This window comes from Butyrivibrio sp. YAB3001, assembly GCF_900112195.1.
In the GTDB taxonomy this organism is placed as follows: domain Bacteria; phylum Bacillota; class Clostridia; order Lachnospirales; family Lachnospiraceae; genus Butyrivibrio.
Genome location: NZ_FOKR01000009.1, coordinates 15,681 through 41,567, shown reverse-complemented (window position 1 = coordinate 41,567; position 25,887 = coordinate 15,681). Strand labels below are relative to the sequence as shown.

The window sequence follows — 25,887 nt, the reverse complement described above, 5'->3', positions numbered from 1 at the left end:
ATAACAAGGAAAAATCGTTCGGAAATCTGCCTTTGGCAGATACGCCTTCACCTAAAGGTGAAGCCTAGTCCAGTACGGATACCGTATTTCTGAGGAAATTCGGTATCCTATACATTCTTGAATCAGAGATTCAAGAATGCCGCAAATAGGCCATTAAAAGTCGACTTCGTCGAAGGGCCTATTTGCCTCTCGTATCATGTTCTCACGAAATCCGCAGCTAGTGCGGATTTCTGTAATTTCATCTAAAAAGTCATACAATATTACAGCTTTGCAATATCGACAAGTGTAAGTGATTCCTCACTGCTCTCATTCTCAAGGCTTGTAACAAGTGCCCTTGCAGTATCAAGTGCAGTTATTACATTTACACCTGTTTCTATGGCAGTTCTTCTGATAAGGAATCCGTCACGACTCTTATCTCTTCCCTGTGTAGGCGTATCAATTACAAGGTCAATCTTATGTCCAAGGATAAGGTCGATGACTGTAGGTGACTCCTGAGAAAGTCTGTTGATCTTTCTTGCCTTCACTCCGTTTTCATTAAGTGTTTCTGCTGTAGATCTCGTCGCATAGATTATATATCCAAGCTTCTCATATCGTCTTGCAATATCTATTACTTCACCCTTGTCGCTGTCCTTCACAGTAATGATCATCTGCTTATACTTAGGAAGCTTAACACCTGCTCCAAGGAATGCCTTGTAAAGTGCTTCATTAAAGCTCTTGCTTATGCCAAGACACTCACCTGTACTCTTCATTTCAGGTCCAAGGCTGATCTCAGCACCTCTGATCTTTTCAAAAGAGAATACCGGCATCTTGATGGCAACGTAACCTGCCTCAGGCTGAAGTCCCGGTGTATATCCAAGGTCTTTTAACTTCTTGCCCATCATTACCTGTGCTGCAAGATCAACTATCGGAATTCCGGTAACTTTGCTGATATATGGCACAGTACGTGAAGAACGAGGATTTGCCTCAATGATATATACTTCGTTTCCAACAGCAATGAACTGAACATTTATAAGTCCCACAACATGAAGAGCCTTTGCAAGTCTTCTTGTATATTCAGCAATAGTCTCTTTTACTTCATCTGAAAGAGACTGAGCCGGATAAACAGAGATAGAGTCGCCGGAGTGAATTCCGGATCTCTCGATATGCTCCATGATTCCTGGAATAACAATATCATCGCCGTCACAGACTGCATCAACCTCAGTCTCAATTCCCTGAAGATATTTGTCAACGAGAATCGGATGGTCCTGAGCATATCTGTTAATGATATTCATGAACTCTTCAATTTCCTGATCAGAAAGTGCAATCTGCATTCCCTGTCCGCCAAGAACATAGGAAGGTCTTACAAGAACAGGGTATCCGAGACGGTTAGCAACTTCTTTTGCCTCTTTGGCAGTATAAACTGTAGCGCCCTGTGCTCTCTTTATCTGTGTCTGTTCAAGAATCTGGTCAAAGATTTCTCTATCCTCTGCTGCGTCAACATCTTTAGCGTCTGTTCCATAAATCTTGACGCCCATCTTCATAAGGTCCTGAGTAAGTTTTATCGCAGTCTGTCCGCCAAACTGAACTACTGCTCCATCCGGCTTTTCAAGTCGCACGATGTTTTCCACATCTTCTGCTGTAAGTGGTTCGAAATAAAGCTTGTCTGCGATATCAAAGTCCGTACTTACAGTCTCGGGGTTGTTATTTATGATGATTGTCTCATATCCTGCATTCTTAAATGCCCATGTAGCATGCACAGAGCAATAGTCAAATTCTATTCCCTGACCGATTCTGATAGGACCAGAACCAAGAACCAGAATTTTCTTTTTAGGGTGATTATCCTTAGCATCATTTATAAGCGCTTCATTTTCTGAATCAGGGCCATTGTATACAGAATAATAGTAAGGCGTCTGTGCAGCAAATTCTGCGGCGCAGGTATCAACAATCTTAAAGCTTGCACAGATTCCATATTCATCTCGAAGCTCTTTTAATACATCAACTGAAAATCTTGTAAGTCTGCTTATTACAGTATCAGGATACTCAAGTCTCTTAGCCTCAAGAAGTGTTTCAAAACTGATTATCTTCTTGGCATCCTCTAAAGTGCCTGCTTTTCCTGCAGTATTCTTTTCTCCGCAACGAAGAAGTCTTATCTCCATCTTAACAAGAGTATGGAGTTTATCTATGAACCAGTGGTCGATAAGAGTGATATCATGGATCTCATCGTGGCTGATTCCGCGTCTTAGAGCCTCTGCTATTACCCAGATTCTCTGATCATCGATTACTTTTAATCTCTCTAAAAGTTCATCTTCATCAAGCTCTGAAAAATCATAGCTTGTAAGGCAGTCCACATGCTGTTCCAAAGATCTGATGGCCTTCATCATAGCGCCTTCGAAGTTGGTGCAGATGCTCATTACTTCACCTGTTGCCTTCATCTGCGTTGTAAGAGTTCTCTTGGCTGTAATGAATTTATCAAAAGGAAGTCTTGGAAACTTTACTACACAGTAGTCAAGCGCAGGCTCAAACATTGCAACGGTCTTGCCTGTGATGGCATTTGTAATCTCATCGAGAGTGTATCCAAGGGCAATCTTTGCAGCAACCTTTGCGATAGGATAACCTGTTGCCTTGGAAGCAAGCGCTGATGAACGGCTAACTCTTGGGTTAACCTCGATTACACAGTACTCAAAGCTTGTTGGGTGAAGTGCAAACTGAACATTACATCCGCCAGTAATCTTTAGCTCATCGATGATATTAAGAGCTGCGCTTCTGAGCATCTGATATTCCTTATCAGAAAGTGTCTGTGAAGGAGCAACTACGATTGAATCACCTGTGTGCACGCCGACAGGATCGATATTTTCCATGTTGCAGACAGTTATGCAGTTTCCTGCGCTGTCACGCATTACCTCATACTCAATTTCTTTCCAACCGGAAATGCAGCGCTCAACAAGCACTTCATTTGCTCTTGAAAGGCGAAGACCATTCTCAAGAATTTCCTCGCATTCTGCCTGATTATGCGCAATTCCGCCGCCTGAACCGCCAAGAGTAAACGCAGGACGAAGCACTACAGGGTAGCCAATCTTACTGGCAAAAGCAACACCGTCCTGAACATTGTGAACAACCAAAGAAGCTGCGCAAGGCTCACCAATTTTTTCCATGGTGTCCTTAAATTCCTGTCTGTCCTCTGCTTTTCTGATTGTCTCAGCTGTTGTGCCAAGAAGCTTAACTCCATGGGATTTCAAAAATCCTGATTCATCAAGCTCCATTCCAAGATTCAGTCCTGCCTGTCCTCCAAGCGTCGGAAGGATTGAATCCGGTTTTTCTTTTTCAATTATCTGTTCAAGGACCTTGACTGTAAGGGGCTCAATATAAACCTCATCGGCAATGTCCTTATCCGTCATGATAGTAGCAGGGTTTGAGTTAACAAGAACTACCTCAATCCCTTCCTCTTTTAATGATCTGCAGGCCTGTGTTCCGGCATAGTCAAATTCTGCAGCCTGTCCAATAACAATCGGTCCTGAACCGATGACCAGAACCTTTTTTACATCCTTATTCTTTGGCATCAGTTCTTACCTCCCTTTTTTATCATATCTATAAATTTGTCAAATAAGTAGCTTGAATCCTGTGGTCCTGGACAAGCTTCAGGATGAAACTGAACTGTGAAAATATTTTTGCCCACATATGAAAGACCTTCGTTTGTGCCATCATTAGCATTTACAAAAGCAGGCTCAGCAACTTTTCTGTCCAGTTTATCAACATCCACTACATATCCATGATTCTGAGAAGAAATATAAACTCTGCCTGTGGAAAGATCCTTTACAGGGTGGTTTCCTCCTCTGTGGCCATACTTAAGTTTAAAAGTATCAGCTCCTGTTGCAAGTGCCATAAGCTGATGGCCAAGGCAGATAGCAAATATTGGCTTATCAGAATCATAGAGCTTTTTAATCTCTTTTATAATATCGCCGCAGTCCTTTGGATCTCCGGGGCCGTTTGAAAGCATAATTCCATCAGGGTCATCCTTAAGGACTTCCTCAGCAGATGTTCCGCATGGGTAGATTGTCACATCGCACCCTCTTGCTGCCAGAGAATCCGCAATATTTTTCTTTGCTCCAAAATCATATAAAGCAATCTTAAGACCTTTTCCATTAAGTTCTTTTACAATTGCAGGCCTTTTTTCTCTCTTACTCTTGTCACCTGAAAGAGCTGCTGCATAATCTTCTTTGTTAAAAACTGCGCTTCCTGAGAGAGGTCCATTTTCACTTAAATCGCTGACACCCTTTAAAAATTTTTTCTCTGTGCAGGAAACCTTGCGTACTACGTCTCCTGTGACATAGGCATGAAGCTTTTCTTTAACATCTTCATACTTAAGGTTTTCATTTGTAGTAATATAACCGTTCATGGTTCCTTTTTCTCTAAGGAGCCTTACAAGTTTTCTTGTATCAATTCCCTCGATTCCCGGAATCTCATATCTTTCCAGAAATTCCTGAATTGACATATCACATCTAAAATTAGAAGGAATACGGGAAAGCTCTCTTACTATAATGGCGTCAACCCAAGGTTTTTCTGATTCCATATCATCAAGGCATACGCCATAATTTCCTATCAAGGGATATGTCATGCAAACTGCCTGTCCTGCATAGGATGGGTCTGTAAATACTTCTGTATAACCCGCCATTGAGGTGTTAAAAACTATCTCGCTGACAACATCCTTATTGGCACCGATGTGTTTCCCCGTAAAAACAGTGCCATCCTCCAATATCAAAAATGCTTTCATGTATTTCCTCCGTTGCTATAATTCTCGCTTAGAATCAGGTCAATGTTGACCTGACTCCAAGCAGTGTACTTCTTTGTAAAAAGAATGTCGCATTAAAAGTTCTTGTAACGAGTGCGTGCTCTTTAGCATCATCTTCATTTAGTATTACATGAAATATGCTACTCCGCTTTCAAAGATCTTAAGATCCTGTTCGCCGTAGATATTGATTGCTACGCCATCACCGCGGCGCTCAGAGTGAGCCATCTTACCAAGGCATCTTCCATCAGGTGAAAGAATACCCTCAACAGCGCTGTAAGAACCGTTGATGTTCCACTCATCATCCATTGTCACATTGCCATCAAGATCACAGTACTGTGTGGCAATCTGGCCATTTTCAAAGAGCTTTTCAAGCACTTCCTTAGGAGCTACAAATCTTCCTTCACCGTGAGATGCAGGGTTTGTGTAAACTCCGCCAAGCTCTGCTTTCATAAGCCATGGTGAATTATTGGAAACAACCTTTATAGTAGCCATCTTGGAAATATGGCGTCCGATTGTATTAAATGTAAGTGTTGGTGAGTCAGCATCCTGCCCTGTGATATGTCCGTTTGGAACAAGTCCAAGCTTTATCATAGCCTGGAAACCATTACAGATACCAAGAGCAAGTCCGTCTCTGTTATTCAAAAGGTCCTCAACAGCCTCTTTTATCTCAGCATTCTGGAATGCAGTTGCAAAGAACTTGGCACTTCCGTCAGGTTCATCACCTGCTGAGAATCCGCCCGGGAACATAATGATCTGTGCATTCTGAATTGCTTTCTTAAACTCTGCTACAGACTCCTCAATATCCTTGGCATTTCTGTTTCTGAAGATTCTTATATCAGTATTTGCTCCTGCTCTCATAAATGCCTGCGCACTGTCATATTCGCAGTTTGTGCCAGGGAATACAGGAATGAATACTGTAGGCTTTGCCACCTTGTTTTTGCAAATATGTACTGAGGAAGTATTGTAAAGCTTACTCTCAACAGGTGTCTTTTCAGCATTAACAGTTGAATGGAATACCTTCTCAAGCTTATTCTTCCAGTCAGAAAGTGCTTCTTCTTCTGAAAGTGTCATGCCACATGCGCTAAATGATGCTTCTTCTGTAACTTCACCGATTTCTCTGCTTCCTGAAACCAAAAGAGCTTCATCAAGGAAAGCTGCAGGAACTTCTGCAATAATATCTGCTATATCATTTGCAAAGAGCTCTTTTGCTGAAAGAGAATCTGCTATCTTAACTCCAAGGCCATTACCAAATGCCATCTTTGAAACTGCAGCTGCAATTCCGTAGCAGTCCTCTGCATAAGCTGACACGATAGCGCCTTTTCTCATAAGAGCTGTTATCTTTTCATAAAGTTCTTTTACCTTATCATAATCAGGAAGATCATACTGATCCTTGGCAATCTTAAACTGAACAAGCTTATTTCCTGCCTTCTTAAGCTCAGGAGTAACAACATCTGAAAGCTTTGCGATATCAACGGCAAAAGAAACAAGTGTAGGAGGAACATTTATCTCATTAAATGAGCCTGACATTGAGTCTTTTCCACCGATTGATGCAAGACCAAACTTAAGCTGAGCATCGAAAGCTCCCAAAAGTGCTGTAAGTGGCTGGCTCCAGCGCTGAGAATCCTCAGTCATTCTCTTAAAATACTCCTGGAATGTAAAATGAAGATTCTTGTAATCACCACCGGTTGCAACAATTCTTGCCACTGACTCTGTCACTGCGTATGCAGCGCCATGATATGGGCTCCAGCTTGAAAGGTATGGATCAAAACCATAGCTCATCATTGTAACTGTATCTGTCTTGCCTGAGAGAACAGGGAGTTTTGCAACCATAGCCTGTGTCTCTGTAAGCTGATATTTACCACCATAAGGCATGAGAACTGAGCCTGCTCCGATTGAAGAGTCAAACATCTCAACAAGTCCTTTTTGTGAGCATACATTCAAATCTTCAAGCTCTTCTTTCCATGCTTTCTTAACGTCACCGCCTGCAAGTGCTTCTGCTACTTTATCACTGGCGATTTTTTCAAAATAATTGTTATCCTTATCAGGTGTTTCAACCTTTACCGATGTCTCCTGGTGAGCTCCGTTGGTATCAAGGAATGCTCTCTTGATGTCAACAATCTTTTTACCTCTCCAGTTAAGAACCAGTCTTGGATCTTCAGTAACTACCGCAACCTTTACAGCTTCAAGGTTTTCTTCTGCAGCAAAAGAAAGGAATCTGTCTGCATCCTTAGGTGCAACAACAACTGCCATTCTTTCCTGAGATTCTGATATTGCAAGCTCAGTTCCGTCAAGACCTGCATATTTCTTTGGCACAAGATCAAGATTGATATCAAGACCTGGCGCAAGCTCTCCGATTGCAACTGATACACCGCCTGCTCCAAAGTCGTTACATTTCTTAATAAGTTCACTGACTTCAGGTCTTCTAAAGAGTCTCTGAAGTTTTCTCTCTGTAGGAGCATTTCCCTTCTGAACTTCTGCTCCGCAGGTTGTAAGAGATTTGCTATCATGAGCCTTTGATGAACCTGTTGCTCCGCCGCATCCGTCTCTTCCTGTTCTTCCGCCAAGAAGAATGATGATATCTCCGGGATCTGCGCTCTCACGTATTACATGTTCCTGTGGAGCTGCTCCCATAACTGCTCCGATTTCCATTCTCTTTGCAACATATCCTGGATGATAAACTTCTTTTACATAACCTGTTGCAAGACCAATCTGGTTACCATAGGATGAATATCCGCTTGCTGCGCCTCTTACGAGCTTTTTCTGTGAAAGCTTGCCCTTCATTGTTTCAGCTACAGGAACTGTAGGATCAGCTGCACCAGTCACACGCATAGCCTGATATACATATCCTCTTCCTGAAAGCGGATCTCTGATAGCTCCGCCAAGACATGTAGCTGCACCACCAAAAGGTTCAATTTCTGTAGGATGGTTATGAGTTTCGTTCTTAAAGAAAACAAGCCAGTTCTCTGTCTTAGGACCTTCACCGTAGTCTACTTCAACAGGCACAACAACTGTGCAGGCATTGTTTTCCTCGGATTCCTCCATATCTGTAAGTTTTCCATCTTTTTTAAGCTTCTTCATTCCCATAAGAGCTATATCCATAAGGGAAATGAATTTTTCTTTTTTCTTATCATCAGTAGTATAAAGAGCTTCTCTTGCAGCAAGGTAATCCTCGTAGGATTTCTTTATAGGCTCTGAGAAAAATCCATCCTCAAACTCTACATTTTTAAGCTCAGTGCCAAATGTTGTGTGGCGGCAGTGATCTGACCAGTAGGTATCAAGAACTCTAATCTCAGTCATAGAAGGATCACGCTTTTCATCTGTCTGGAAGTACTGTTGTATCCACTTGAAATCATTAAATGTCATGGCAAGTCCAAGAGATTCATAGAGGTCCTTAAGGCTCTTTTCATCCATATCCTTGAAGCCGTCCAATATCTTAACATCCTCAGGCTCATCGTAATTCTCTACAAGAGTCTCAGGCTTATTTCCATCAGCAATCCTGCTGTCCACAGGGTTCATTGTATATTCTTTAATCTTTTCAACTTCATCATCAGTCATGCTACCAATAAGCATATATGTAACAGCAGTTCTGATAACAGGCTCCTCATCACCCTTTATAAAACGAACGCACTGCTCGGCTGAATCTGCTCTCTGATCAAATTGTCCCGGAAGCGCTTCAATACTAAAAACTTTTGCATTTTCAGGAATATCAATTGTCTCTCTGTAAAGAATATCAACAGGCGGTTCTGAAAAAACTGTTGTGCATGCTCTCTCAAAAACCTCATCAGATACGTTCTGAACGTCATATCTTATAAATATTCTGACATCCTCAACACTGTTAATTCCAAGGTAGCCTTTAATCTCATGTCTCAGCTCTCTTGCCTTTCCGGCAAACGGTGTTTTCTTTTCAACGTAGATTCGTCTTACAATGCTCATAATTACTCCTCTTATAAATAATTTTAATGATCAAGTAGAGTCATTCTCCTACTCGCCGCACGGCCCGTCATTGCATGAGCCTGTGTATAAAATAAAAGTGCTTAATTAATTATTAAGCACTTTAATCTTCGGGGACTAATCCCTCTAAAACATACATTAATTCTTTATCAATAGCTTCCTCTGTGATGCCGATAGTTTTAGACATCACCTTAAGGCCTTCCACCACGTACATCAGATTGCGGGCACATCCAAAAGGATTCTCGCAACAAAACTCGCCAGTTTCAACTCCATTTTCGATAAGCTTTTCAACGATTCTTACAGCTGTGTCGAACTGACCTTTAAGGAAATTGTCTTTATCCGTCACTTTATTAACGAAATAATACTCATAGATAGCGACAGTCAGATTGTTCTTTTTCCTAAGGATTTCTTTTTTCTGTTCCTTTAAGAAAAGAGCCAGCATATCGCCTGCAGAAGCATCACCGGCAAGTGCTGCTGCAATCGCTTCATCATCGTCATCTTCATGGGTATCTGCCAATACAGCAAGGAATAATTCTTCAGTACTTGAAAAATAGAGATAAAGACCCCCACGACTGATCTCGCAGGCATCTACAATGTCCTTCATTGTAACATTCTTAAAACCTTTTTCAGAAAAAACAACTCTGGCTTTGTCCAAAATATGCTTCTTCTTATGGTCTGCCTTCTCTCCCATTCAAAATCTCCTGAAAAATGTAATATTCTTTAGTAATAGGATTCTTAATTACCCATCTCCTGACCCCAGAATTTGCAAAGTTCATCCATCTTCTTTACAACCAGATAAAGAACTCCGTTGCGAACTCCCTCCATCCATACAGTTCCTTTAGTCATTCCCGAAAGAATATACTTGGATAGAATTCCTGCCAGATCATCCATATCAGTAATCTGCGCATCCTGTATAAATAAGATTTCATCCTTCGCACTATTCAAATGATTTCTGGTGTAAACATAGACATAATTGCGATCCAACAGATTGGTAGTCTGAGCTGCCTTGATGAATGCAAGCAAATTAGAATCATATACCAAAAATGGTATAGACTTGAGGTCATTGCTGGAATAACTCTGAGCAACATCTGCTCCTGAATTATCCTTGAGCCAATTCAAATAAGGAACCAGCTTGGAAATCTCTGGCCTGTATCTTGAAACGATATCTTCAACACTGTTTTCATTGACATTATTGTCATTTCCACTATTCATTGAAAGTCGCTCCTGTTCTGGCTTCTGGCAATACAGAAACATGCATTGGAAAAAATTTTGCGCACGTTTCAAAGTTCTTGAACAATTATAGCAAGCCTTGTATAAAAAGTACAGAATAAAATAGAGTTTTTGCATGCAAAAGCTATTCAATAAAAATCGTCAGAGAAAATTTTTTCTCTGACGACTAAATACAGTAGCTATTTAAAAACTTCACGTTAGATTATTGATTGCAGCATCCATTGCCATATTGACCTTATCATTCATCTCATCCGTGAGTTTAAGATGAAGCATATCAATTATCCTGTTATCGATACAATACCCGAGCCTCGTAGCATGTTCCTTAAGATCATCCTGATGAGTAGCGGTATAACTTTGCCTCATTGCGCTATCAACTGCTCTTGTTCCCATCAGAGAATCATAAGCTGCCTCAAACTCTGCTCCAAGTTTTTTCTTAAAAACATCATTTATCCCCATAGACGGCTTTAAAAGGTCATCTGATATGTTCTGAGATAAATACTTACTGGTAATACTATTAGCTGATGCAAGGAATCCTAAATCCATTTATAGATCCTCCATTTTTACCATTATTCTTCATTCCAGAAGCTATATCGGCATAAAACGGAGGATTATAATATGCTTTATACTTATTTTATATATAAATAATGACAGGGTCCAAAGCTCATAACGTGCTCATGCCTACATGATAACATTATGACTTTATAACCCTGTCATCACATTAATAATTTACGCCCATTTGACGAAGTTCTTCTTCAACCTGCTTATAATCTTTATAAACAATTCCCTTCCATCCACGTGCCTTGGCCGCTCTGATATTTACAGGCGTGTCATCTATAAACACTGTCTTCTCAGGAACAAGCTCATATCTCTCTTCGAGAAGCTTATAAATTTCAGGATATGGCTTAACTTCGTGATCCCTATAGCTTAAAATTCCGCCATCAGTCTCATCAAGAAATGCCATTGCCTCAGGGTTTCCTTCAAGCGCCTGCTTTGAGAAATTGGAAAGGTAAAGGACCTTGTAACCGGCAGCTTTTAATGCCTTTATCCATGGAATTGCTCTATCTCTTTTTTCGATTATTCCATCAATATTAACAAAGGATTTTTTTAGGTCAGCCTCTATCTCAGGATCGTTTTCAACAAACTTGGCAACAATCTCATCGTTAGAAAGGTTTCCCTTGTCGTACTCAACCCAGTCCTCACTCATAACGGTTGCTTTTGCCATTCGCTGTACCATTTCTTTATCGTAGCCTTTATTCAAAAGAAATTTCTCCCAGGCAAAATCCGTAAGAACGTTACCAATATCAAAGACCACTGTGTTGATCTTCCCATCAGGAATTACATTGCCAAATCTGTCATGTCTTTTATTACTGCTTCCGGCATCAAAAGATGCAATATTGTGCCTTCCCGTAATAGCTGACAGCCCCCACAAAAGGAGCCATATCAGAATCGGCACTGCGACTATAAGCCCCGCAAGTCCCATGAAAAGATCTTTTGAATCAGGTCCCCCAAATAAGGCAACAAGCAAAAAAGCCACAATAAGGACTGCGATCAGGCCCAGCCCAACAAGCGCCAGTACCCTCTTATACATAGGTGTCTGTGAATCATTCTTCATATTAAAAACCATTACTTTGAAAGCTTACTCTTTCTATAGATAATATCAGTTCTGGCAGGGCCATTACTTACCATAGTGATTGGGAAGCCAATCTGCTCCTCGATAAATTCAATGTAGTTGCGGCAATTCTCAGGGAGATCCTCGTAGTTCTTAATTCCTCTGATCTCGCACTTCCAACCAGGAAGATTCTTGTAAACAGGCTTTGCCTTATCAAGAAGATGTGTTACAGGGAATTCTGTTGTAACTTCACCGTCAATATCGTAACCTACACAAACAGGAATCTCATCCAGGTATCCAAGTACATCAAGTACTGTAAATGCCACATCTGTTGTACCCTGAAGTCTGCAGCCATACTTACTTGCAACACAGTCATACCAGCCTACACGTCTTGGTCTTCCTGTTGTTGCGCCATATTCGCCGCCGTCTCCGCCTCTTCTTCTGAGTTCCTCAGCCTCATCACCGAAAAGCTCAGAAACAAATGCACCTGCTCCAACAGCTGATGAATATGCCTTTGAAACAGTAACAATCTGCTTGATCTCATATGGAGGAATTCCTGCTCCGATAGCGCCGTAAGCTGCAAGTGGTGAAGATGATGTAACCATAGGATAAATACCGTGGTCAGGATCCTTCATTGTTCCAAGCTGTCCCTCAAGAAGAATTGTCTTGCCTTCCTTAATAGCTTTGTCAAGATAAAGAGATACATTGCCAACATATGGCTTTATCTGCTCTCTCCATTCAACTATCTGATCAAATAATGCATCCTGATCAATTGGCTCTGCATGATAAAGATTTACTAAAATAACATCCTTGATTTCTGCAACTCTGGCAATCTTTTCCTTGATAACATCATCATCCTGGAAGAACTCGTTGATCTGCCAGCCAATCTTTGAATACTTATCTGAATAAAAAGGAGCAATACCTGATTTTGTTGAACCGAAGCTCTTACCTGCAAGTCTTGCTTCCTCAAGTGTGTCAAAAAGCACATGATAAGGCATCATAACCTGAACTCTGTCAGAAATCATAATCTGTGGAGCAGGAACGCCCTTTGATGTGATTTCTTTAAGCTCATTCATAAATTTCGTAATATCAAAAGCAACGCCATTACCAATAATATTCATGATATTCTGGTGGAATACACCTGATGGCATTGTGTGAAGCGCAAATTTTCCATAATCATTTACAATAGTGTGACCTGCATTGGCACCGCCCTGAAATCTGATAACAACGTCAGCCTGATCAGATAATGTATCTGTTATCTTTCCCTTGCCTTCATCACCCCAGTTGGCACCTACTACTGCTTTAACCATTTTTCATTTCCCTCTCTGATAAAAAATCTAGCTTCCTTATATCAAGTGAAGCTCTTTATCTCATAAAAAATCCTATAAGATAAAAATTACATTTGAACAACACTGATATAATAGCAATTTATTTATAATAAGTAAAATCATTATTTTAAAATCTTACTGAATTTTATAAATTAATTGTAATATTGCGTACTTTTGCGCTTATTTATGATATAAATGAAAGAAAATAACTAATTTCAGATATATTTATTGCCGATAATATGTATAGAGTGATTTTTTTTATTTTTTCCCTAGAACATATAATTATCAAGGAGGCAAATATGTCAAATACTCCTACAAGACAAGATTCTTTTAGCCAGAGCGAATTTAGGAGGTTATCCGTTTCTGACAAATTTAAAAAGGTTTTTAATCGCTTTAAGGTTAATCTAATTGTAATTTTTGTAGTAATTGTATTAATTGATTTAATTGCACTATTAAATCTCCACAGTATTTACGCAGTTTATTATGAACAAAACAGCGCTCAGGGAGAAGTGCGAATAACAATTCAGGCTCTGGCAAAATATTATCTGTGGGCATTGTCTGCTCAGGAGGAATCTGATAGAAAAGAGCAGATTGCAGGCGCCGCAGAAAAGATCCAGGAACTTAATGATGGCCTTGATAACCTAAGTAAGGTTTATAAAGGAGATGTTTCTTCAATCTATACTCATATCAAAGCCATTGATACAGCTGATGATAAACTTGATGAATTATTTGATTCAGGGGCAAGTGATGCTGAAATTTACGACTACTATGTCGGGACTGTAAATGAAGCCATAAAAGTCGTGGTAAAAGACTTTAAAGAAGTAGGTATTTCAGCAAAAGCTCAGGCGCAATCAGCATATTTGATAGCCATCGTTTCAGTCGTTGTCATGACTGTAATATCACTAGTGGTGGTAATATACGCTCTGATCTACTCAACAAAAGCCCGTTCTGCTCTTACTTCAAATATCCTTGGTCCCATCAAGGCAATTACAGCTGCCGCAGATGAAATGTCCCAGGGAAAACTTGAGCTTACAATAGACACTGATTCCGAAGATGAACTTGGTAAGCTTGCAAAAGACATCGCGCATTCAACGAATTCTATCGGTAAAATTGTAAAAGATATTGACGACACACTAATGAGAATGTCCGGTGGTGATTTTTCCAGGGGGTCTCAGAATGAAAAGCTTTATATCGGTGATTATGAGACAATAAAAAATGCCCTCAATGATATTTCCAGAAATTTGAGCAGCACCCTCTCAGAAGTAAAACAATCCTCCGCCCAGGTTTCACAGGGCGCAGTAAATATGTCGCAGGGAGCAAACGACCTTGCAGAAGGTTCCACCGATCAGGCAGCTGCTGTTGAAGAACTTACCGCTTCTGTAAATTCTGTCACTGAAAAGACAAGAGAGCTTTCATCAGTTGCTGAAAAGAGCAAAGCAATGACCACAGAAGTTCATGATAACGCAGAGATGAGCGCCCAGAAGATGCATCTTGTAACAGATGCCATGACAAGGATAACGGAAGCTTCTGCGGAAATCGAGCAGGTAACCAATACTATAGAAGCAATTGCAAAACAGACTTCTCTCCTTGCGCTTAATGCCTCAATTGAAGCTGCCCGCGCAGGTGAAACAGGAAAAGGTTTTGCAGTAGTAGCCGATCAGATAGGAAAGCTTGCAGACCAAAGTACTGAAGCAGCCAAGAACACACATCAGCTTATCGCCGATACGATGGATGAAATCAAAAATGGTAACACTGTTGTTGCTGAAACTACTCAGGCACTTGATGCCATGCAGGTCAGCGTAGAAGAAATAACATCCATGATAATCCAGACCGGAGACCTTGCTAAGCAGCAGGCTCAGAGCATGGATGAGATTGACAGAGGAATAGAAATGATCTCCAACGTTGTTCAGAACAACTCCGCTACTGCCCAGGAATCCAGTGCAGTATCACAGGAGCTTTCCGAACAGTCAGAAAGTCTGAACAACCTTATCAGTCAGTTTACAATAAACGAATAACAGCCAATAAAGCTCTTTGTGTAGGCATGCTCCTGCGCGGGGGGCTTTTATTTTGTAGTTGAATAAAGTAAATTTAGCTATTATAATATTATGTGAATTATTTTATTTATTTGTAAACTTTAGTTTTTTATTTAGAGGGGGTTGTCAAATGCTTCACATCAAAAGCCTTGATGAGGGTCTTGAATTATTTAAAGCACTGGGGTCAGACATTCGCATAGAGATCATTAAGATTTTAATAAATGAAAGTGGCATGAACATGAACGAGCTTGCAAGTAAGCTTCAGATCACTAACGGAGCCCTCACAAGCCATATCCGCAAGCTTGAAGAATGCGGCATTGTAACTGTTTCATCAGAAACCTCCGGCCACGGCAATCAGAAGGTATGCTCTGTAAATCTTGATAAAATACTTATCGACATACAGGACGCTCCAAAAAATGAAAAAGTATATACCTCCGATATCAAGGTAGGTCTTTTTAACGACTACGAAGTATATCCTACCTGCGGTCTTGCTTCAAGCAAAAAGCTCATTGGTGAAGTTGATGATACCAGATATTTTTCCCATCCCGAAAGGTACGAAGCTGATATTCTCTGGTTTACAAGAGGTTATGTTGAATACTCAATCCCCAATTTCATTCCTTTTAATCAAAAGATTGATGAAATATGTATTTCTGCAGAGCTAAGTTCAGAGGCTCCCGGAGTTAACAATGTATGGCCTTCCGATATTTACTTTTATCTAAATGATACTCTCCTTGGAACTTGGATATCTCCGGGAGATTTTGGTGATGTAAAGGGTATCTTTACTCCCGATTGGTGGTTTCCTAACTGGAACCAATATGGTATGCTCAAGATGTTGGTTATAAATCATAAGGGCACCTTTATCGATGGACTTAAGATTTCAGATGTGACTATTGATCAGCTTGCCCTCACCTCCAAGAGCAGCATTAAATTCAAGCTTGAAGTACCTGAAAATGCTGAACATGTAGGTGGACTTACTATATTTGGAAGGGGATTTGGCAACTACAACCAGGATATCTGCGCTAAGATTGCCTACAGCCCGCTTGAGTAACGATACATGAATAAAAATATTACAATTGGAATACTAGCTCACGTAGATGCAGGAAAGACCACTCTTTCAGAAGCATTGCTATACACCTGCGGAGCCATCAGAAAACTTGGCCGTGTGGATCACAAAGACGCTTTTTTAGATACTTATGAGCTCGAACGTTCACGCGGCATTACTATTTTTTCAAAACAGGCAATTTTCGAATACCAGGACACTACTTTTACCCTGCTTGATACACCGGGACATGCGGATTTTTCTCCCGAAATGGAAAGAACTCTGCAGATTCTTGATATGGCAGTCCTTATCATAAGCGCTGCTGACAAAGTCACAAGTCAGGTAAAGCTTTTATGGAAATTGCTTTCCCATTATCAGGTTCCCACACTAATTTTCGTTAATAAAATGGACCAGCCAGGCGCTGATAAAAAAGAAATCATGGATGCTTTGAGAGACAATCTAACCTCTCATTGCATCTGTTTTGATGCAGAAAACGAAGATCCATCCTCTTCTCTTTCCTTAGAACTTCAGGAAGAACTTGCAGTATGCGACGATGATCTTTTGGAAGCTTTTCTCGAGGGAAAAGAAATGACAAACTCCGAGATAAAACAGCTGATAAACTCTCGCAAATGCTTCCCTTGTATTTTCGGATCAGCTCTTAAGACCACAGGTGTTCAGAAACTCCTTGATCTGCTTTCTGATTACTCAGATTCCAAGCAAAATGATGTTTCAGATGATGATTCTTTTTCCGCCAGGATTTATAAGATCAGTCGTGATATACAGGGAACACGCCTCACTCACATAAAAATAATAAGCGGCAGGCTCCGTGTCAGAGATCAGATTCACGATGAGAAAGTTGACCAAATGCGCATTTATAATGGCGAGAAATATGAAAACCTGCAGGAAGCTTGCAAAGGCATGGTTGTAGCTGTAACAGGACTATCTTCCACCCGTTCAGGTGAAGGCCTTGGCGCACTTTCCGGGTCAGTACAGTCAGAAGTCATCCAGCCTATTTTATCATGCAGCCTGATTCTTCCTGATGATACTGATACAGTTTCTTTTTACAGAAAATTAAAGGGCTTAGAGGAAGAAGAACCAATGCTCCTAGTAAGCCTTCAGGGAAGTTCCGACCAGATACAGGTTCAGATAATGGGCGATGTACAAAAAGAAATCTTAACTCACCTTATCAAGACAAGATTTGGAATTGACGTTAAATTTGGTCCGGGCCATATCGTATATAAGGAGACAATCGCCGATACCGTTGAAGGTGTGGGACACTTTGAGCCACTTCGCCACTATGCAGAAGTCCATCTATTGCTTGAACCTGCTGAGCCAGGAAGCGGAATATCTTTTCACAACAAATGCAGCACCGATGTACTGTCTCTAAACTGGCAGAGGCTTATTTTAACGCATCTTCAGGAAAAGAAACACTTAGGAGTTCTTACCGGTTCAGAGCTGACCGACGTAAAAATCACTCTTTTAACTGGAAAAGCCCATGAAAAGCACACTGAAGGCGGTGATTTCAGACAGGCAACCTACAGAGCCGTAAGACAGGGTCTTATGCAGGCACACTCAGTCCTTTTGGAACCTGTTCTTAATTTCAGAATAGAAGTACCACAGGAAAATATAGGCCGCGTTCTAAATGACATTCAAAAAATGTATGGAAATGTTGGCCTCCCTGATATTATAAATGGCAAATCTGTTCTTACAGGCACTATCCCAGCTGCATGCCTATCCGACTATGCCCAGGAGCTTAAGTCTTTTACCAAAGGAGAAGGCAGCATCTCTACTACTCTCAGTGGATATGCGCCCTGCCATAACACAGAAGAAGTGCTTGAGGAAAAGAATTACTATCCGGAATTTGACACAGAAAACCCTTCATCCTCTGTTTTTTGTTCTCACGGAGCCGGGACTCTTATTCCATGGGATGAAGTCTACTCATACATGCACCTTGAAAATGCCTGGTCATCAGAAAAAACTTCAGTTGTAAAAACTGACTTAACGGATAACATCGATATGGATGCCCTGAAAAAATTGCAGTCCAAATCCACAAAGAAATCAACTGACGACAGAAGTTTTGATGAAATACAGCGTGACCTCACATTCACTGAAAATGAGCTTAAAGATATTTTTGAAAGAACCTACGGCACAATTAAACCAAGATACGTTGAAACGCCTGAGGAAAGGCGTCGTTATGAGGAGATGAAAAAAGCTTCTTTAGATGAACAGGATGTGCCAAAGCCAAATGTTACTCTCTCTGCAAAAAAGTTAAACAGTAAAAAGGATGAACGCCTTGCAGAGCGCCAAAAAGAATATCTTTTGGTGGATGGCTACAATGTCATCTATTCTTCTGATGAATTAAAATCTCTTGCTGCCACTGACCTAAAAGCAGCCAGGGATAAACTCACCGATATTCTGATCAATTTTCAAGGATACAGGCGCGAAAACGTCATTCTGGTATTTGATGCATACAAAGTACGCGGAGGTTCAGAACATATAGAACAAAATGCCGGTCTAACTATCATTTATACAAAAGAAGCCGAAACAGCCGATCAATATATAGAAAAAGCAGCAAATGAGATTGGCAAAAAATACAGAGTTACAGTTGCAACTTCTGACGCAATCGAGCAGATTATCGTCATGAGCAGCGGAGCCATCCGCCTATCTGCAAGAGATTTCTGGGAAGAAGTAAAACGCACCGAAAATCAGATACGCGAGCATTTTTGATGTTTCAAACATATCTTTTCTATTTTTTCGTTATTCTTAAGAAATGCTTAATCGAATAATAATAGAACTGTACAATCAGATGTGCTAAGATTTTTATATAGTATTTTAGTGAAAAGGGGGATTTGCCATGCTTTTCAGAAACTGTGCGATTTGTCATAAGCCTTTCCAGTATTCCGGCTTTGGTCCGGTTTTTTGCCCTGTCTGCAAGAAAAAGGATGATGAAGATTTTAGTGCTGTATCCAACTACCTTGATCAGAATCCCGGGTGCAGCGGACCGGAAATAGAATCCGCAACAGGCGTACCGGTACAGATGATCATGAAATGGCAGCGTGAAGAACGTCTTGTTACCCACAAAGCTATAAATGTTGGTCTTACCTGCGAAAGATGCGAGAAACCCATTTATAAAGGCAAACTTTGTGATGAATGCAAGAAGCTCCTTGCCACTGAATTTCTCTCATCCTACTCTTCCAAAAAACAGGATGAGATTTCAAGAAGGACATTGTAATCTTCAGAAAAGATGCAGTGTTACTGCTTGCTCGCATACAGCTTACTCCAGTAACTAATTTCAATATTCATGTCTGTATATAACAGTAAAGGGACGGTTAATACAACAACCGTCCCTTGTTTTTTTTCTTATCTAATGTAGTTTGCGGCAACGGATTTCGGCCACAGAAAGTGGCATATTTCTTTGCAAAATCCGTGCACATCCAACAGAGGCTGTATAAGTAAACGGCAGATTTAACTGACAGTTACATTATAGTAGCACTCACCAATTATGCGTTATGCTCAAGCAGATAATCATTGAGCGCATCTGTGATTTCTTCGCCATCTATACCATGTACAGCACAAGCCTCTGACAAAGATTCCATCTGAGATGCAGGACAATAAATACAGCCCATTCCGCACTCCATAAGGAACTGCGCTGCAAGAGGATGCTTTGCAATAATATCACCTACAAGCATATCTGCAGTTATGATGTTTCCCTCTTTATTTTCAGCGGCTGCCTCAGCCTTGATTTCTTCATTACTCATATCTTTTTCCTCGCTTTCAGTATCATTACCAAAGAATAAATCTCTTAATGCTCCCATTTTATCACCTTTTCTATGGATATGCTAAAAACTCATCCAAAAACAAATTGTGCAAAATGATTTTAACTCATTCATAATACTTATGCAAGTCAAAAATCATAGGCACCGGATTCGCCCCATAAATTCTAACAGAGCGTTGCCGGTGCTAGAAGTGTATCTCTTAAACTGCGAATGATAATCTCACACTTCCTCCATCATATATAACCTTGTATCCCCGGTTCGCATGATGCGCACATTCTCATTGTAGCCCGTACCTGCAAAGCTTGCATTCAGAGCAAAACCATGGTTATTTAAAGCAGCGCCTGTGGAAATCTCAGTTTGCTGTTCGCCATTCATGTGAACAACCTTATCCATGATATTATGAATAATGCCATCCTGCTTTACATGAACAGGTGCAACTGCATTTACCAGACTTCCAAACTCTTTTAAACTAAGCGGTACGACTCTGTTTGCAATCTTATACACCTTGCTGTCATCAAGTCCCACGCACTTAATCTTCCTGTAATCATTATTTGGTCTGCTACCCTTTTCTACTGCAAAAGCAACCGCCTTCTTTTTGTCCTGGCTTACGATCATGTAACCATAGTCAGGAAGTCTGTAATAATTACCAAACTGGAAAACTTCTCTCCACTTTTTGTAAAACTCTACCTGATCAGCAACAACTTTTTTATCTCCGTCAGACATCTCACACAGATTAAGCTCATATCCAAAGCATCCAGGACAAGCTATCTCAAATCTTGTCTCAAGCGGAACATTATTAAGAGTCTGATGATTTGGGCACGCCGAAACATGTGCTCCCACGCAGCTTGCCGGATAGCCATAGCTGTAACCGCGCTGAATATCAAGTCTGCAAAATGCATCCGTATCATCACTTCCCCATATCTGAGGGAAATAACTAAGGATTCCTAAGTCAAATCTGTTTCCGCCTGCTGAACATCCCTCGAAAAGAATATCAGGAAAGCTCTCTGTGAGTTCCTTCATGATTCTGTACAGTCCAAGATAATATCTGTGCTGGAATTCTCCCTGCCTGTCAGCCGAAAGTTTTTTTGAATATCTGTCTGAGAATATTCTGTTCATATCCCACTTTACATATTCAACATTTCCAGCAGAAAAGACCTTTTTCATGGATTCAATGACATAATCCTGAACTTCTTTCATGGTAAGGTCAAGATTCATCTGGTTACGGCCCTTTGAGTGGTCATGTCCCGGAACACTTACAGCCCAATCAGGATGAGCTCTATACAAATCGCTCTCCTCATTGACCATTTCCGGTTCAACCCATATTCCAAACATCATTCCCAGTGCATTTATCTTATCTGCAAGTTCCTTGATTCCTCCGGGAAGCTTTTTCTTGTTTTCATACCAGTCACCAAGAGAAGTCTTATCGTCATTCCTTTGACCAAACCAGCCATCATCCATTACAAAAAGCTCTATGCCGCACTTCTTAGCTTCTTTTGCAAGAGATAAAAGAGAACCTTGCGTAAAATTAAAGTACGCAGCCTCCCAGCTGTTAATAAGAATAGGTCTTACCTTGTCCCTAAAGCTTCCTCTTACAATATGCTTTCTCACAAAATTATGCATATTGATGCTCATTGCATTCATGCCTTTGGCAGAGAATGTCATAACTGCCTCAGGAGCTTCAAACCTCTCGCCCGGGGCAAGAAGCCAGTCAAAGCCTACAGGCTGGATACCTGTAACAAATCTGCTTATATTCTTAGCATTTGAAGACAGTGCCTCATAATGATTGCCGCTATATACAAGATTAAAGCCATAGCAATCGCCATGATCATCATCGGCAGAAATATCACTTACTATAACAAAAGGATTGGATCTGCTTCCGGACTCTCCAGCCGCAAGTTCCTCACAAACAACCTTGCCGCCTGTGCAGACTGATTCATGCTTGCCCATCTCATCAGCCCATCTTCCATGAAATGATATCATTTTAAGTCTTGGAGTATCAAAATCTATCTGAGTACTCATAAGCCTGTCTATCACAATGTTGTTATCACTTTCATTGCATAAGACAGCGCTTCTTGTTATCACATCGCAATCAGGAAAAACTGTATATATAAGAGTAAGCTTAGCCCCATAGCCTTTATCTTTTAGTGTTATAAAGAGCTGCTGCGCCTTGTCGCTGCATTTTTCTCCGCTTGCAGAATTTACAACACAGTCGCTATTTAAAGAGCCATCATCATAAGAGGATGGCAATGTCTCTAAAGCTTTTTTCCCATCAGATATTTCAAAACTATCATATAAAAAATCAACTGTAGATGAACCGTCAGCATATGTTAACTCTACGAATGGCTCTCTTATATCACCTTTGCCAAAAGAGGACATCTCAAGTCCAAGCATTTCCAAGAATACATCACTGTGCTCATCAGAATAGACATTCATGTTTCCGCCGCCAAATACATGCTTTGGAGAAAGAGCTGCCGTAAGCTGATACAATCCCTCTTTTCCACTCTTAAAGGCATCTACAGCATTTCCTGAAATAACAGCCTTCTCGTAATCCTCAGCAGAAACTATTGAACCTCCAAAATGAATATGCTCCAAATGTCCTGATTTTGTTTTCCTAAATAGATATGATGTATTTCTTGTCTGTAAAAGAAATACACTTCCATCTGCAAAAATCATGCTATACCCTCCAAATTTCACTGCATAAGCAACCTTATATTATTCATATCTTAAGGCCATTGATAATAATGTCAATCATCTTATTTAATGATTCTTCATAACTAAGATCTGTCCTTGAAAACTCCTCTGAACTTAAGAATTTTTCAATTGCACCCTCTACCATAAGCTTAATAAGAGGAACCGGCACATTCTTTATCACGCCTTTTTCAATAGCCTTGTTAAGAAGCTTCTCAGTTTCTCCCCAGTCGCTCTCTATCCTCTCAGCCACCTTCATGTAAACCTTGGGATATTTTTCTTTTAACTGATATACTCTCCTGAAATCAATATTCTTGTAATTATCAGGAAGACATACTATTAATTTGGATATCTTATCCACAAGATCCAGAGAATCATCCGAAACTATCTCTGCCTCTTTCTTTTTGATAGCTGAAAAACCATAATCTACAGTGGCAAAAAAGAGCTCATCCTTATCATTAAACTCTTTATAAATAGTCTTCTTGCTGATATGAAGTTCCTTGGAAATATCATCCATGGTAAACTTCATCCCCTTTTGGTTAAACTGATTGATCACGGCATCCATGATCATTTGCCTTGTTTCTTCCAAATGTAATCCCTCCTTGTCTGACATCAAGTCCCCTTTAATACCGCCTTTAAATACTCCCATACATTTTTTGTAGACTCTACAGCAAGTTTTTCCTTGGCAGAGTGAATATCCTGCATATCAGGTCCAATTGAAATGCAGTCAAGATTCTCAATCTTCTCACTTAAAAGTCCACACTCAAGTCCCGCATGGATAGCCATGAGCTTTGGCTCTTTTCCATAAAGAGCTTTATATACTTCCACCATGTGATTCCTAAGCTCGGAGTGCTGTCTGAACTTCCACCCCGGATACTCACCGCTTACTGTCACCTCTGCACCAAATACTTCGCCGATGGTCAAAAGCTTATTAATAAGCACCTTCTTTGATGATTCCACACTACTTCTTACAGACTGCTCCAAAGTCACGAAGTTTCCTTCTGTTTTAACAATTCCCAGATTAAGTGAAGTCTCTACCAGTCCTTCCACAGTAGCGCTCATAGCCTGTACCCCATCAGGCATTACGCTGATCATCTTAAGAAGTTTCTTTGTATCATCTACCTTGAATGAATCAAACTCTTTTTCTTCTTCATCACAGGTAAAAGAAATATCAACATTGTCGTCTTTATTCTCCAATTCGCCCTTTATCTCTGAAAGAGTATCTGCCACAATTTTCTTTATTGCAGCTATATTTGCTGAATCAGTTACAAAAGAAGCATTTGCGCCTGATGGTATTGCGTTATCAGCAACGCCGCCAACAATGCTAACAAGTCTTATCTCAAAGTTCTTCATTATATTTAAAAGAACTCTTCCAATAATAATATTGGCATTTCCTCTTCCGAGCTTTATCATTTCTCCTGAATGTCCGCCAAAAAGACCTGAAACTGCTACAGAACACTTAATTCCTTTAACCTTTTCTTTTTCCAGAGAAAGCTTTGAATAAACCCTGGCACCGCCTGCACAGCTAGTTATAAATTCGCCTTCTTTTTCATTATCAATATTGATCATCCTGCGTCCCTTAAGGCCGGAGAGGTCAATAGCTGCTGCGCCAAACATACCTGTTTCTTCATTGGTTGTTATTACAATTTCAAGAGGTGGATGAGGAATATCCTTAGAATCAAGAAGCGCAAGACAATATGCCACTGCTATTCCGTCATCTCCACCAAGGCTGGTACCCTTAGCCCACACATATTCTCCATCGGTGGTAACATCAAGACCTTCTGTCACCATATCCTTGTCAGTGGTATCATCCTTAACTGCCACCATATCCATATGTCCCTGCAGGATAACAGGTTCTTTGTCTTCATATCCTTCACTACCGGGAGCTTTGATTATTACATTCAGTTCAGCATCCTGAGTTACTTCAAGATTTCTTTCCTTAGCAAAAGAAACCAGGTAATCGCTTATCTTCTGAACATTTCCTGATCCATGAGGGATATTGCACAACTCCTCAAAAAAATGAAATACTTCCTTTGGTTCAAGTGTATCTAATGCAGCCATGTTATTACCTCCATATATATAAATCACATTAAAAAGTTTAAGAACAATCAAAAATAGAGGTATCGAATAATCGATACCTCTACATTTTATCTTATAAAAACTATTTTTACAATAATAGTTTCCGCTAATATTCTTAGATTAATTTCTTAATTAAGCAATTTTTGTCTTTGCAAGTTCTGCAAGTGTCTTGAATCCTTCAGGATCGTTAACTGCAAGCTCTGCAAGCATCTTTCTGTTGATATCAACACCAGCAAGCTTAAGACCATGCATCATGTTGCTGTAAGAAAGTCCGTTGATTCTTGCAGCTGCATTGATACGTGTGATCCAAAGAGATCTCATATCTCTCTTTCTCTGCTTACGACCAGCGAATGCTGATGTAAGTGCTCTCATAACTGACTGCTTAGCAACTCTGTACTGCTTAGATCTAGCTCCTCTGTAGCCCTTTGCAAGCTTTAATACTCTATTGTGCTTCTTCTTGGCATTTAATGCGCCTTTAACTCTTGCCATCTTAAATATCCTCCTAAAATTCTAATAACTAAAAAATCAACTGCCTCGCTAAGTCTAATGCTTAAGCGTAAGGAAGAATGCTCTTCATTGTCTTAACGTTTGTAGCATCAACAAGACCAGCATGTCTAAGATTTCTCTTTCTCTTTGTTGACTTCTTTGTTAAGATGTGGCGCTTATACGCTTTGCTTCTCATGAGCTTTCCTGTGCCTGTTACCTTAAATCTCTTGGCAGCAGCTCTCTTTGTTTTCATCTTTTGCTGCATAACTAAAATCCTCCTATGTTTTAAAAAATATTTAAACCAAAAATGGTAAAAATCAATTTTTCTTTTCTGTAAGGAACATGGTCATACTACGTCCTTCAACCTTAGGCTGTTTCTCAATAACAGCTATATCCTTAAGTGCCTCTGCAAAATCTGTCAGAATATGCACGCTGGCTCCCATATGAGCCATCTCACGTCCGCGGAAACGAAGTGTTACCTTAACGCGGTTTCCTTTCTCAAGGAATTTTCTGGCAGCATTTACCTTTGTGTTCAGATCGTTAGTATCAATATTAGGTGAAAGTCTGATTTCTTTGATTTCAACCGTCTTCTGCTTCTTCTTAGCTTCCTTCTCTTTGCGAAGCTGTTCATACTTAAACTTGCCATAATCAACAACTCTGCAAACAGGTGGTTTAGCATTTGGAGCAATCATAACAAGATCTACACCCTCATCATCAGCAATCTTCCTTGCATCCTGAATCGGCATAACTCCAAGCTGCTCCCCATCAATACCAATAACTCGTACTTCTTTAGCCCTGATCTGATCGTTAATAAATAATTCGCTAATGGCTTTGCCCTCCGAAATAATAAAAAAGTGGATACAACCGCAGTCATATCCACATAATAATCATAATAAAACGCTT

Annotated in this window: 19 protein-coding genes; 4 read left to right on the top strand and 15 right to left on the bottom strand. The window is 40.3% G+C overall.

Annotation, left to right across the window (positions count from 1 at the left end):
- Positions 1–260: 260 nt before the first annotated feature.
- From carB to BM086_RS10735, 8 genes are all read right to left on the bottom strand, one after another.
- Entirely contained in the window at positions 261–3,536 is a 3,276-nt protein-coding gene (carB, locus tag BM086_RS10770) for a carbamoyl-phosphate synthase large subunit (protein ID WP_092326228.1), read from the bottom strand.
- Complete coding sequence (locus BM086_RS10765; protein WP_092326223.1) at positions 3,536–4,747, bottom strand: carbamoyl phosphate synthase small subunit; 1,212 nt, start codon at positions 4,745–4,747, stop codon at positions 3,536–3,538. Before BM086_RS10765 ends, carB begins: the two co-directional genes overlap by 1 nt.
- Positions 4,748–4,891: 144 nt before the next feature.
- Positions 4,892–8,698, bottom strand: coding sequence for a phosphoribosylformylglycinamidine synthase (locus tag BM086_RS10760; RefSeq protein ID WP_092326220.1), 3,807 nt, complete (start codon positions 8,696–8,698; stop codon positions 4,892–4,894).
- Between the two features lie 121 nt (positions 8,699–8,819).
- Complete coding sequence (locus BM086_RS10755; protein WP_092326197.1) at positions 8,820–9,407, bottom strand: TetR/AcrR family transcriptional regulator; 588 nt, start codon at positions 9,405–9,407, stop codon at positions 8,820–8,822.
- 44 nt (positions 9,408–9,451) lie between these two features.
- Positions 9,452–9,928, bottom strand: a complete 477-nt coding sequence (locus BM086_RS10750; RefSeq protein WP_092326194.1) for a hypothetical protein — start codon at positions 9,926–9,928, stop codon at positions 9,452–9,454.
- 210 nt (positions 9,929–10,138) lie between these two features.
- Positions 10,139–10,489, bottom strand: coding sequence for a hypothetical protein (locus BM086_RS10745; protein WP_092326192.1), 351 nt, complete (start codon positions 10,487–10,489; stop codon positions 10,139–10,141).
- A gap of 175 nt (positions 10,490–10,664) precedes the next feature.
- Complete coding sequence (locus BM086_RS10740) at positions 10,665–11,570, bottom strand: HAD-IA family hydrolase (RefSeq protein WP_242952174.1); 906 nt, start codon at positions 11,568–11,570, stop codon at positions 10,665–10,667.
- A complete protein-coding gene (locus tag BM086_RS10735) occupies positions 11,570–12,865 on the bottom strand; it encodes an adenylosuccinate synthase (protein WP_092326189.1) in 1,296 nt (431 codons plus the stop codon). Before BM086_RS10735 ends, BM086_RS10740 begins: the two co-directional genes overlap by 1 nt.
- Positions 12,866–13,182: 317 nt before the next feature.
- On the opposite strand from BM086_RS10735, the gene BM086_RS10730 reads away from it, so the two are divergent.
- From BM086_RS10730 to BM086_RS10715, 4 genes are all read left to right on the top strand, one after another.
- Positions 13,183–14,898: a methyl-accepting chemotaxis protein gene (locus BM086_RS10730; protein WP_175560217.1), complete on the top strand. Its 1,716-nt coding sequence runs from the start codon at positions 13,183–13,185 to the stop codon at positions 14,896–14,898.
- A gap of 148 nt (positions 14,899–15,046) precedes the next feature.
- The gene (locus BM086_RS10725) at positions 15,047–15,964 is read left to right on the top strand and encodes an ArsR/SmtB family transcription factor (protein WP_092326183.1); all 918 of its coding nucleotides are present in this window, start codon (positions 15,047–15,049) and stop codon (positions 15,962–15,964) included.
- Between the two features lie 6 nt (positions 15,965–15,970).
- Positions 15,971–18,682, top strand: coding sequence for a translation factor GTPase family protein (locus BM086_RS10720; RefSeq protein WP_092326181.1), 2,712 nt, complete (start codon positions 15,971–15,973; stop codon positions 18,680–18,682).
- A gap of 127 nt (positions 18,683–18,809) precedes the next feature.
- Positions 18,810–19,187, top strand: coding sequence for a hypothetical protein (locus tag BM086_RS10715; RefSeq protein WP_092326178.1), 378 nt, complete (start codon positions 18,810–18,812; stop codon positions 19,185–19,187).
- 268 nt (positions 19,188–19,455) lie between these two features.
- On the opposite strand, the gene BM086_RS10710 is transcribed toward BM086_RS10715, so the two are convergent.
- The 7 genes from BM086_RS10710 to infC all read right to left on the bottom strand — a co-directional run bounded on the left by BM086_RS10710 (position 19,456) and on the right by infC (position 25,829).
- The gene (locus BM086_RS10710; RefSeq protein ID WP_092326175.1) at positions 19,456–19,770 is read right to left on the bottom strand and encodes a DUF1858 domain-containing protein; all 315 of its coding nucleotides are present in this window, start codon (positions 19,768–19,770) and stop codon (positions 19,456–19,458) included.
- Between the two features lie 180 nt (positions 19,771–19,950).
- The gene (locus tag BM086_RS10705) at positions 19,951–22,404 is read right to left on the bottom strand and encodes an alpha-galactosidase (RefSeq protein ID WP_092326172.1); all 2,454 of its coding nucleotides are present in this window, start codon (positions 22,402–22,404) and stop codon (positions 19,951–19,953) included.
- 43 nt (positions 22,405–22,447) lie between these two features.
- On the bottom strand, positions 22,448–23,032 hold the full coding sequence (locus BM086_RS10700) for a TetR/AcrR family transcriptional regulator (protein ID WP_175560216.1): 585 nt from the start codon (positions 23,030–23,032) through the stop codon (positions 22,448–22,450).
- Positions 23,032–24,480 (bottom strand): aminoacyl-histidine dipeptidase, encoded by a 1,449-nt coding sequence (locus BM086_RS10695; RefSeq protein WP_092326166.1) that lies wholly within the window; start codon positions 24,478–24,480, stop codon positions 23,032–23,034. The genes BM086_RS10700 and BM086_RS10695 overlap by 1 nt, the downstream gene beginning before the upstream one ends.
- A 150-nt stretch (positions 24,481–24,630) precedes the next feature.
- Positions 24,631–24,987, bottom strand: coding sequence for a 50S ribosomal protein L20 (gene rplT / locus BM086_RS10690; RefSeq protein ID WP_092326163.1), 357 nt, complete (start codon positions 24,985–24,987; stop codon positions 24,631–24,633).
- Between the two features lie 61 nt (positions 24,988–25,048).
- Positions 25,049–25,249: a 50S ribosomal protein L35 gene (gene rpmI, locus BM086_RS10685; protein ID WP_092326160.1), complete on the bottom strand. Its 201-nt coding sequence runs from the start codon at positions 25,247–25,249 to the stop codon at positions 25,049–25,051.
- A gap of 52 nt (positions 25,250–25,301) precedes the next feature.
- Positions 25,302–25,829, bottom strand: coding sequence for a translation initiation factor IF-3 (infC, locus tag BM086_RS10680; protein WP_242952177.1), 528 nt, complete (start codon positions 25,827–25,829; stop codon positions 25,302–25,304).
- Between the last annotated feature and the right edge of the window lie 58 nt (positions 25,830–25,887).

What these genes read in the sequence shown, in the direction of transcription:
- rplT (WP_092326163.1), bottom strand. Translation starts at nt 24,987, where the DNA reads ATGGCAAGAGTTAAAGGCGCATTAAATGCCAAGAAGAAGCACAATAGA.
- BM086_RS10760 (WP_092326220.1), bottom strand. Translation starts at nt 8,698, where the DNA reads ATGAGCATTGTAAGACGAATCTACGTTGAAAAGAAAACACCGTTTGCC.
- BM086_RS10710 (WP_092326175.1), bottom strand. Translation starts at nt 19,770, where the DNA reads ATGGGAGCATTAAGAGATTTATTCTTTGGTAATGATACTGAAAGCGAG.
- BM086_RS10740 (WP_242952174.1), bottom strand. Translation starts at nt 11,570, where the DNA reads ATGGTTTTTAATATGAAGAATGATTCACAGACACCTATGTATAAGAGG.
- BM086_RS10720 (WP_092326181.1), top strand. Translation starts at nt 15,971, where the DNA reads ATGAATAAAAATATTACAATTGGAATACTAGCTCACGTAGATGCAGGA.
- BM086_RS10750 (WP_092326194.1), bottom strand. Translation starts at nt 9,928, where the DNA reads ATGAATAGTGGAAATGACAATAATGTCAATGAAAACAGTGTTGAAGAT.
- BM086_RS10705 (WP_092326172.1), bottom strand. Translation starts at nt 22,404, where the DNA reads ATGATTTTTGCAGATGGAAGTGTATTTCTTTTACAGACAAGAAATACA.
- BM086_RS10715 (WP_092326178.1), top strand. Translation starts at nt 18,810, where the DNA reads ATGCTTTTCAGAAACTGTGCGATTTGTCATAAGCCTTTCCAGTATTCC.
- BM086_RS10730 (WP_175560217.1), top strand. Translation starts at nt 13,183, where the DNA reads ATGTCAAATACTCCTACAAGACAAGATTCTTTTAGCCAGAGCGAATTT.
- BM086_RS10700 (WP_175560216.1), bottom strand. Translation starts at nt 23,032, where the DNA reads ATGTCAGACAAGGAGGGATTACATTTGGAAGAAACAAGGCAAATGATC.
- carB (WP_092326228.1), bottom strand. Translation starts at nt 3,536, where the DNA reads ATGCCAAAGAATAAGGATGTAAAAAAGGTTCTGGTCATCGGTTCAGGA.
- BM086_RS10765 (WP_092326223.1), bottom strand. Translation starts at nt 4,747, where the DNA reads ATGAAAGCATTTTTGATATTGGAGGATGGCACTGTTTTTACGGGGAAA.
- BM086_RS10745 (WP_092326192.1), bottom strand. Translation starts at nt 10,489, where the DNA reads ATGGATTTAGGATTCCTTGCATCAGCTAATAGTATTACCAGTAAGTAT.
- BM086_RS10755 (WP_092326197.1), bottom strand. Translation starts at nt 9,407, where the DNA reads ATGGGAGAGAAGGCAGACCATAAGAAGAAGCATATTTTGGACAAAGCC.
- BM086_RS10725 (WP_092326183.1), top strand. Translation starts at nt 15,047, where the DNA reads ATGCTTCACATCAAAAGCCTTGATGAGGGTCTTGAATTATTTAAAGCA.
- BM086_RS10695 (WP_092326166.1), bottom strand. Translation starts at nt 24,480, where the DNA reads ATGGCTGCATTAGATACACTTGAACCAAAGGAAGTATTTCATTTTTTT.
- rpmI (WP_092326160.1), bottom strand. Translation starts at nt 25,249, where the DNA reads ATGCAGCAAAAGATGAAAACAAAGAGAGCTGCTGCCAAGAGATTTAAG.
- BM086_RS10735 (WP_092326189.1), bottom strand. Translation starts at nt 12,865, where the DNA reads ATGGTTAAAGCAGTAGTAGGTGCCAACTGGGGTGATGAAGGCAAGGGA.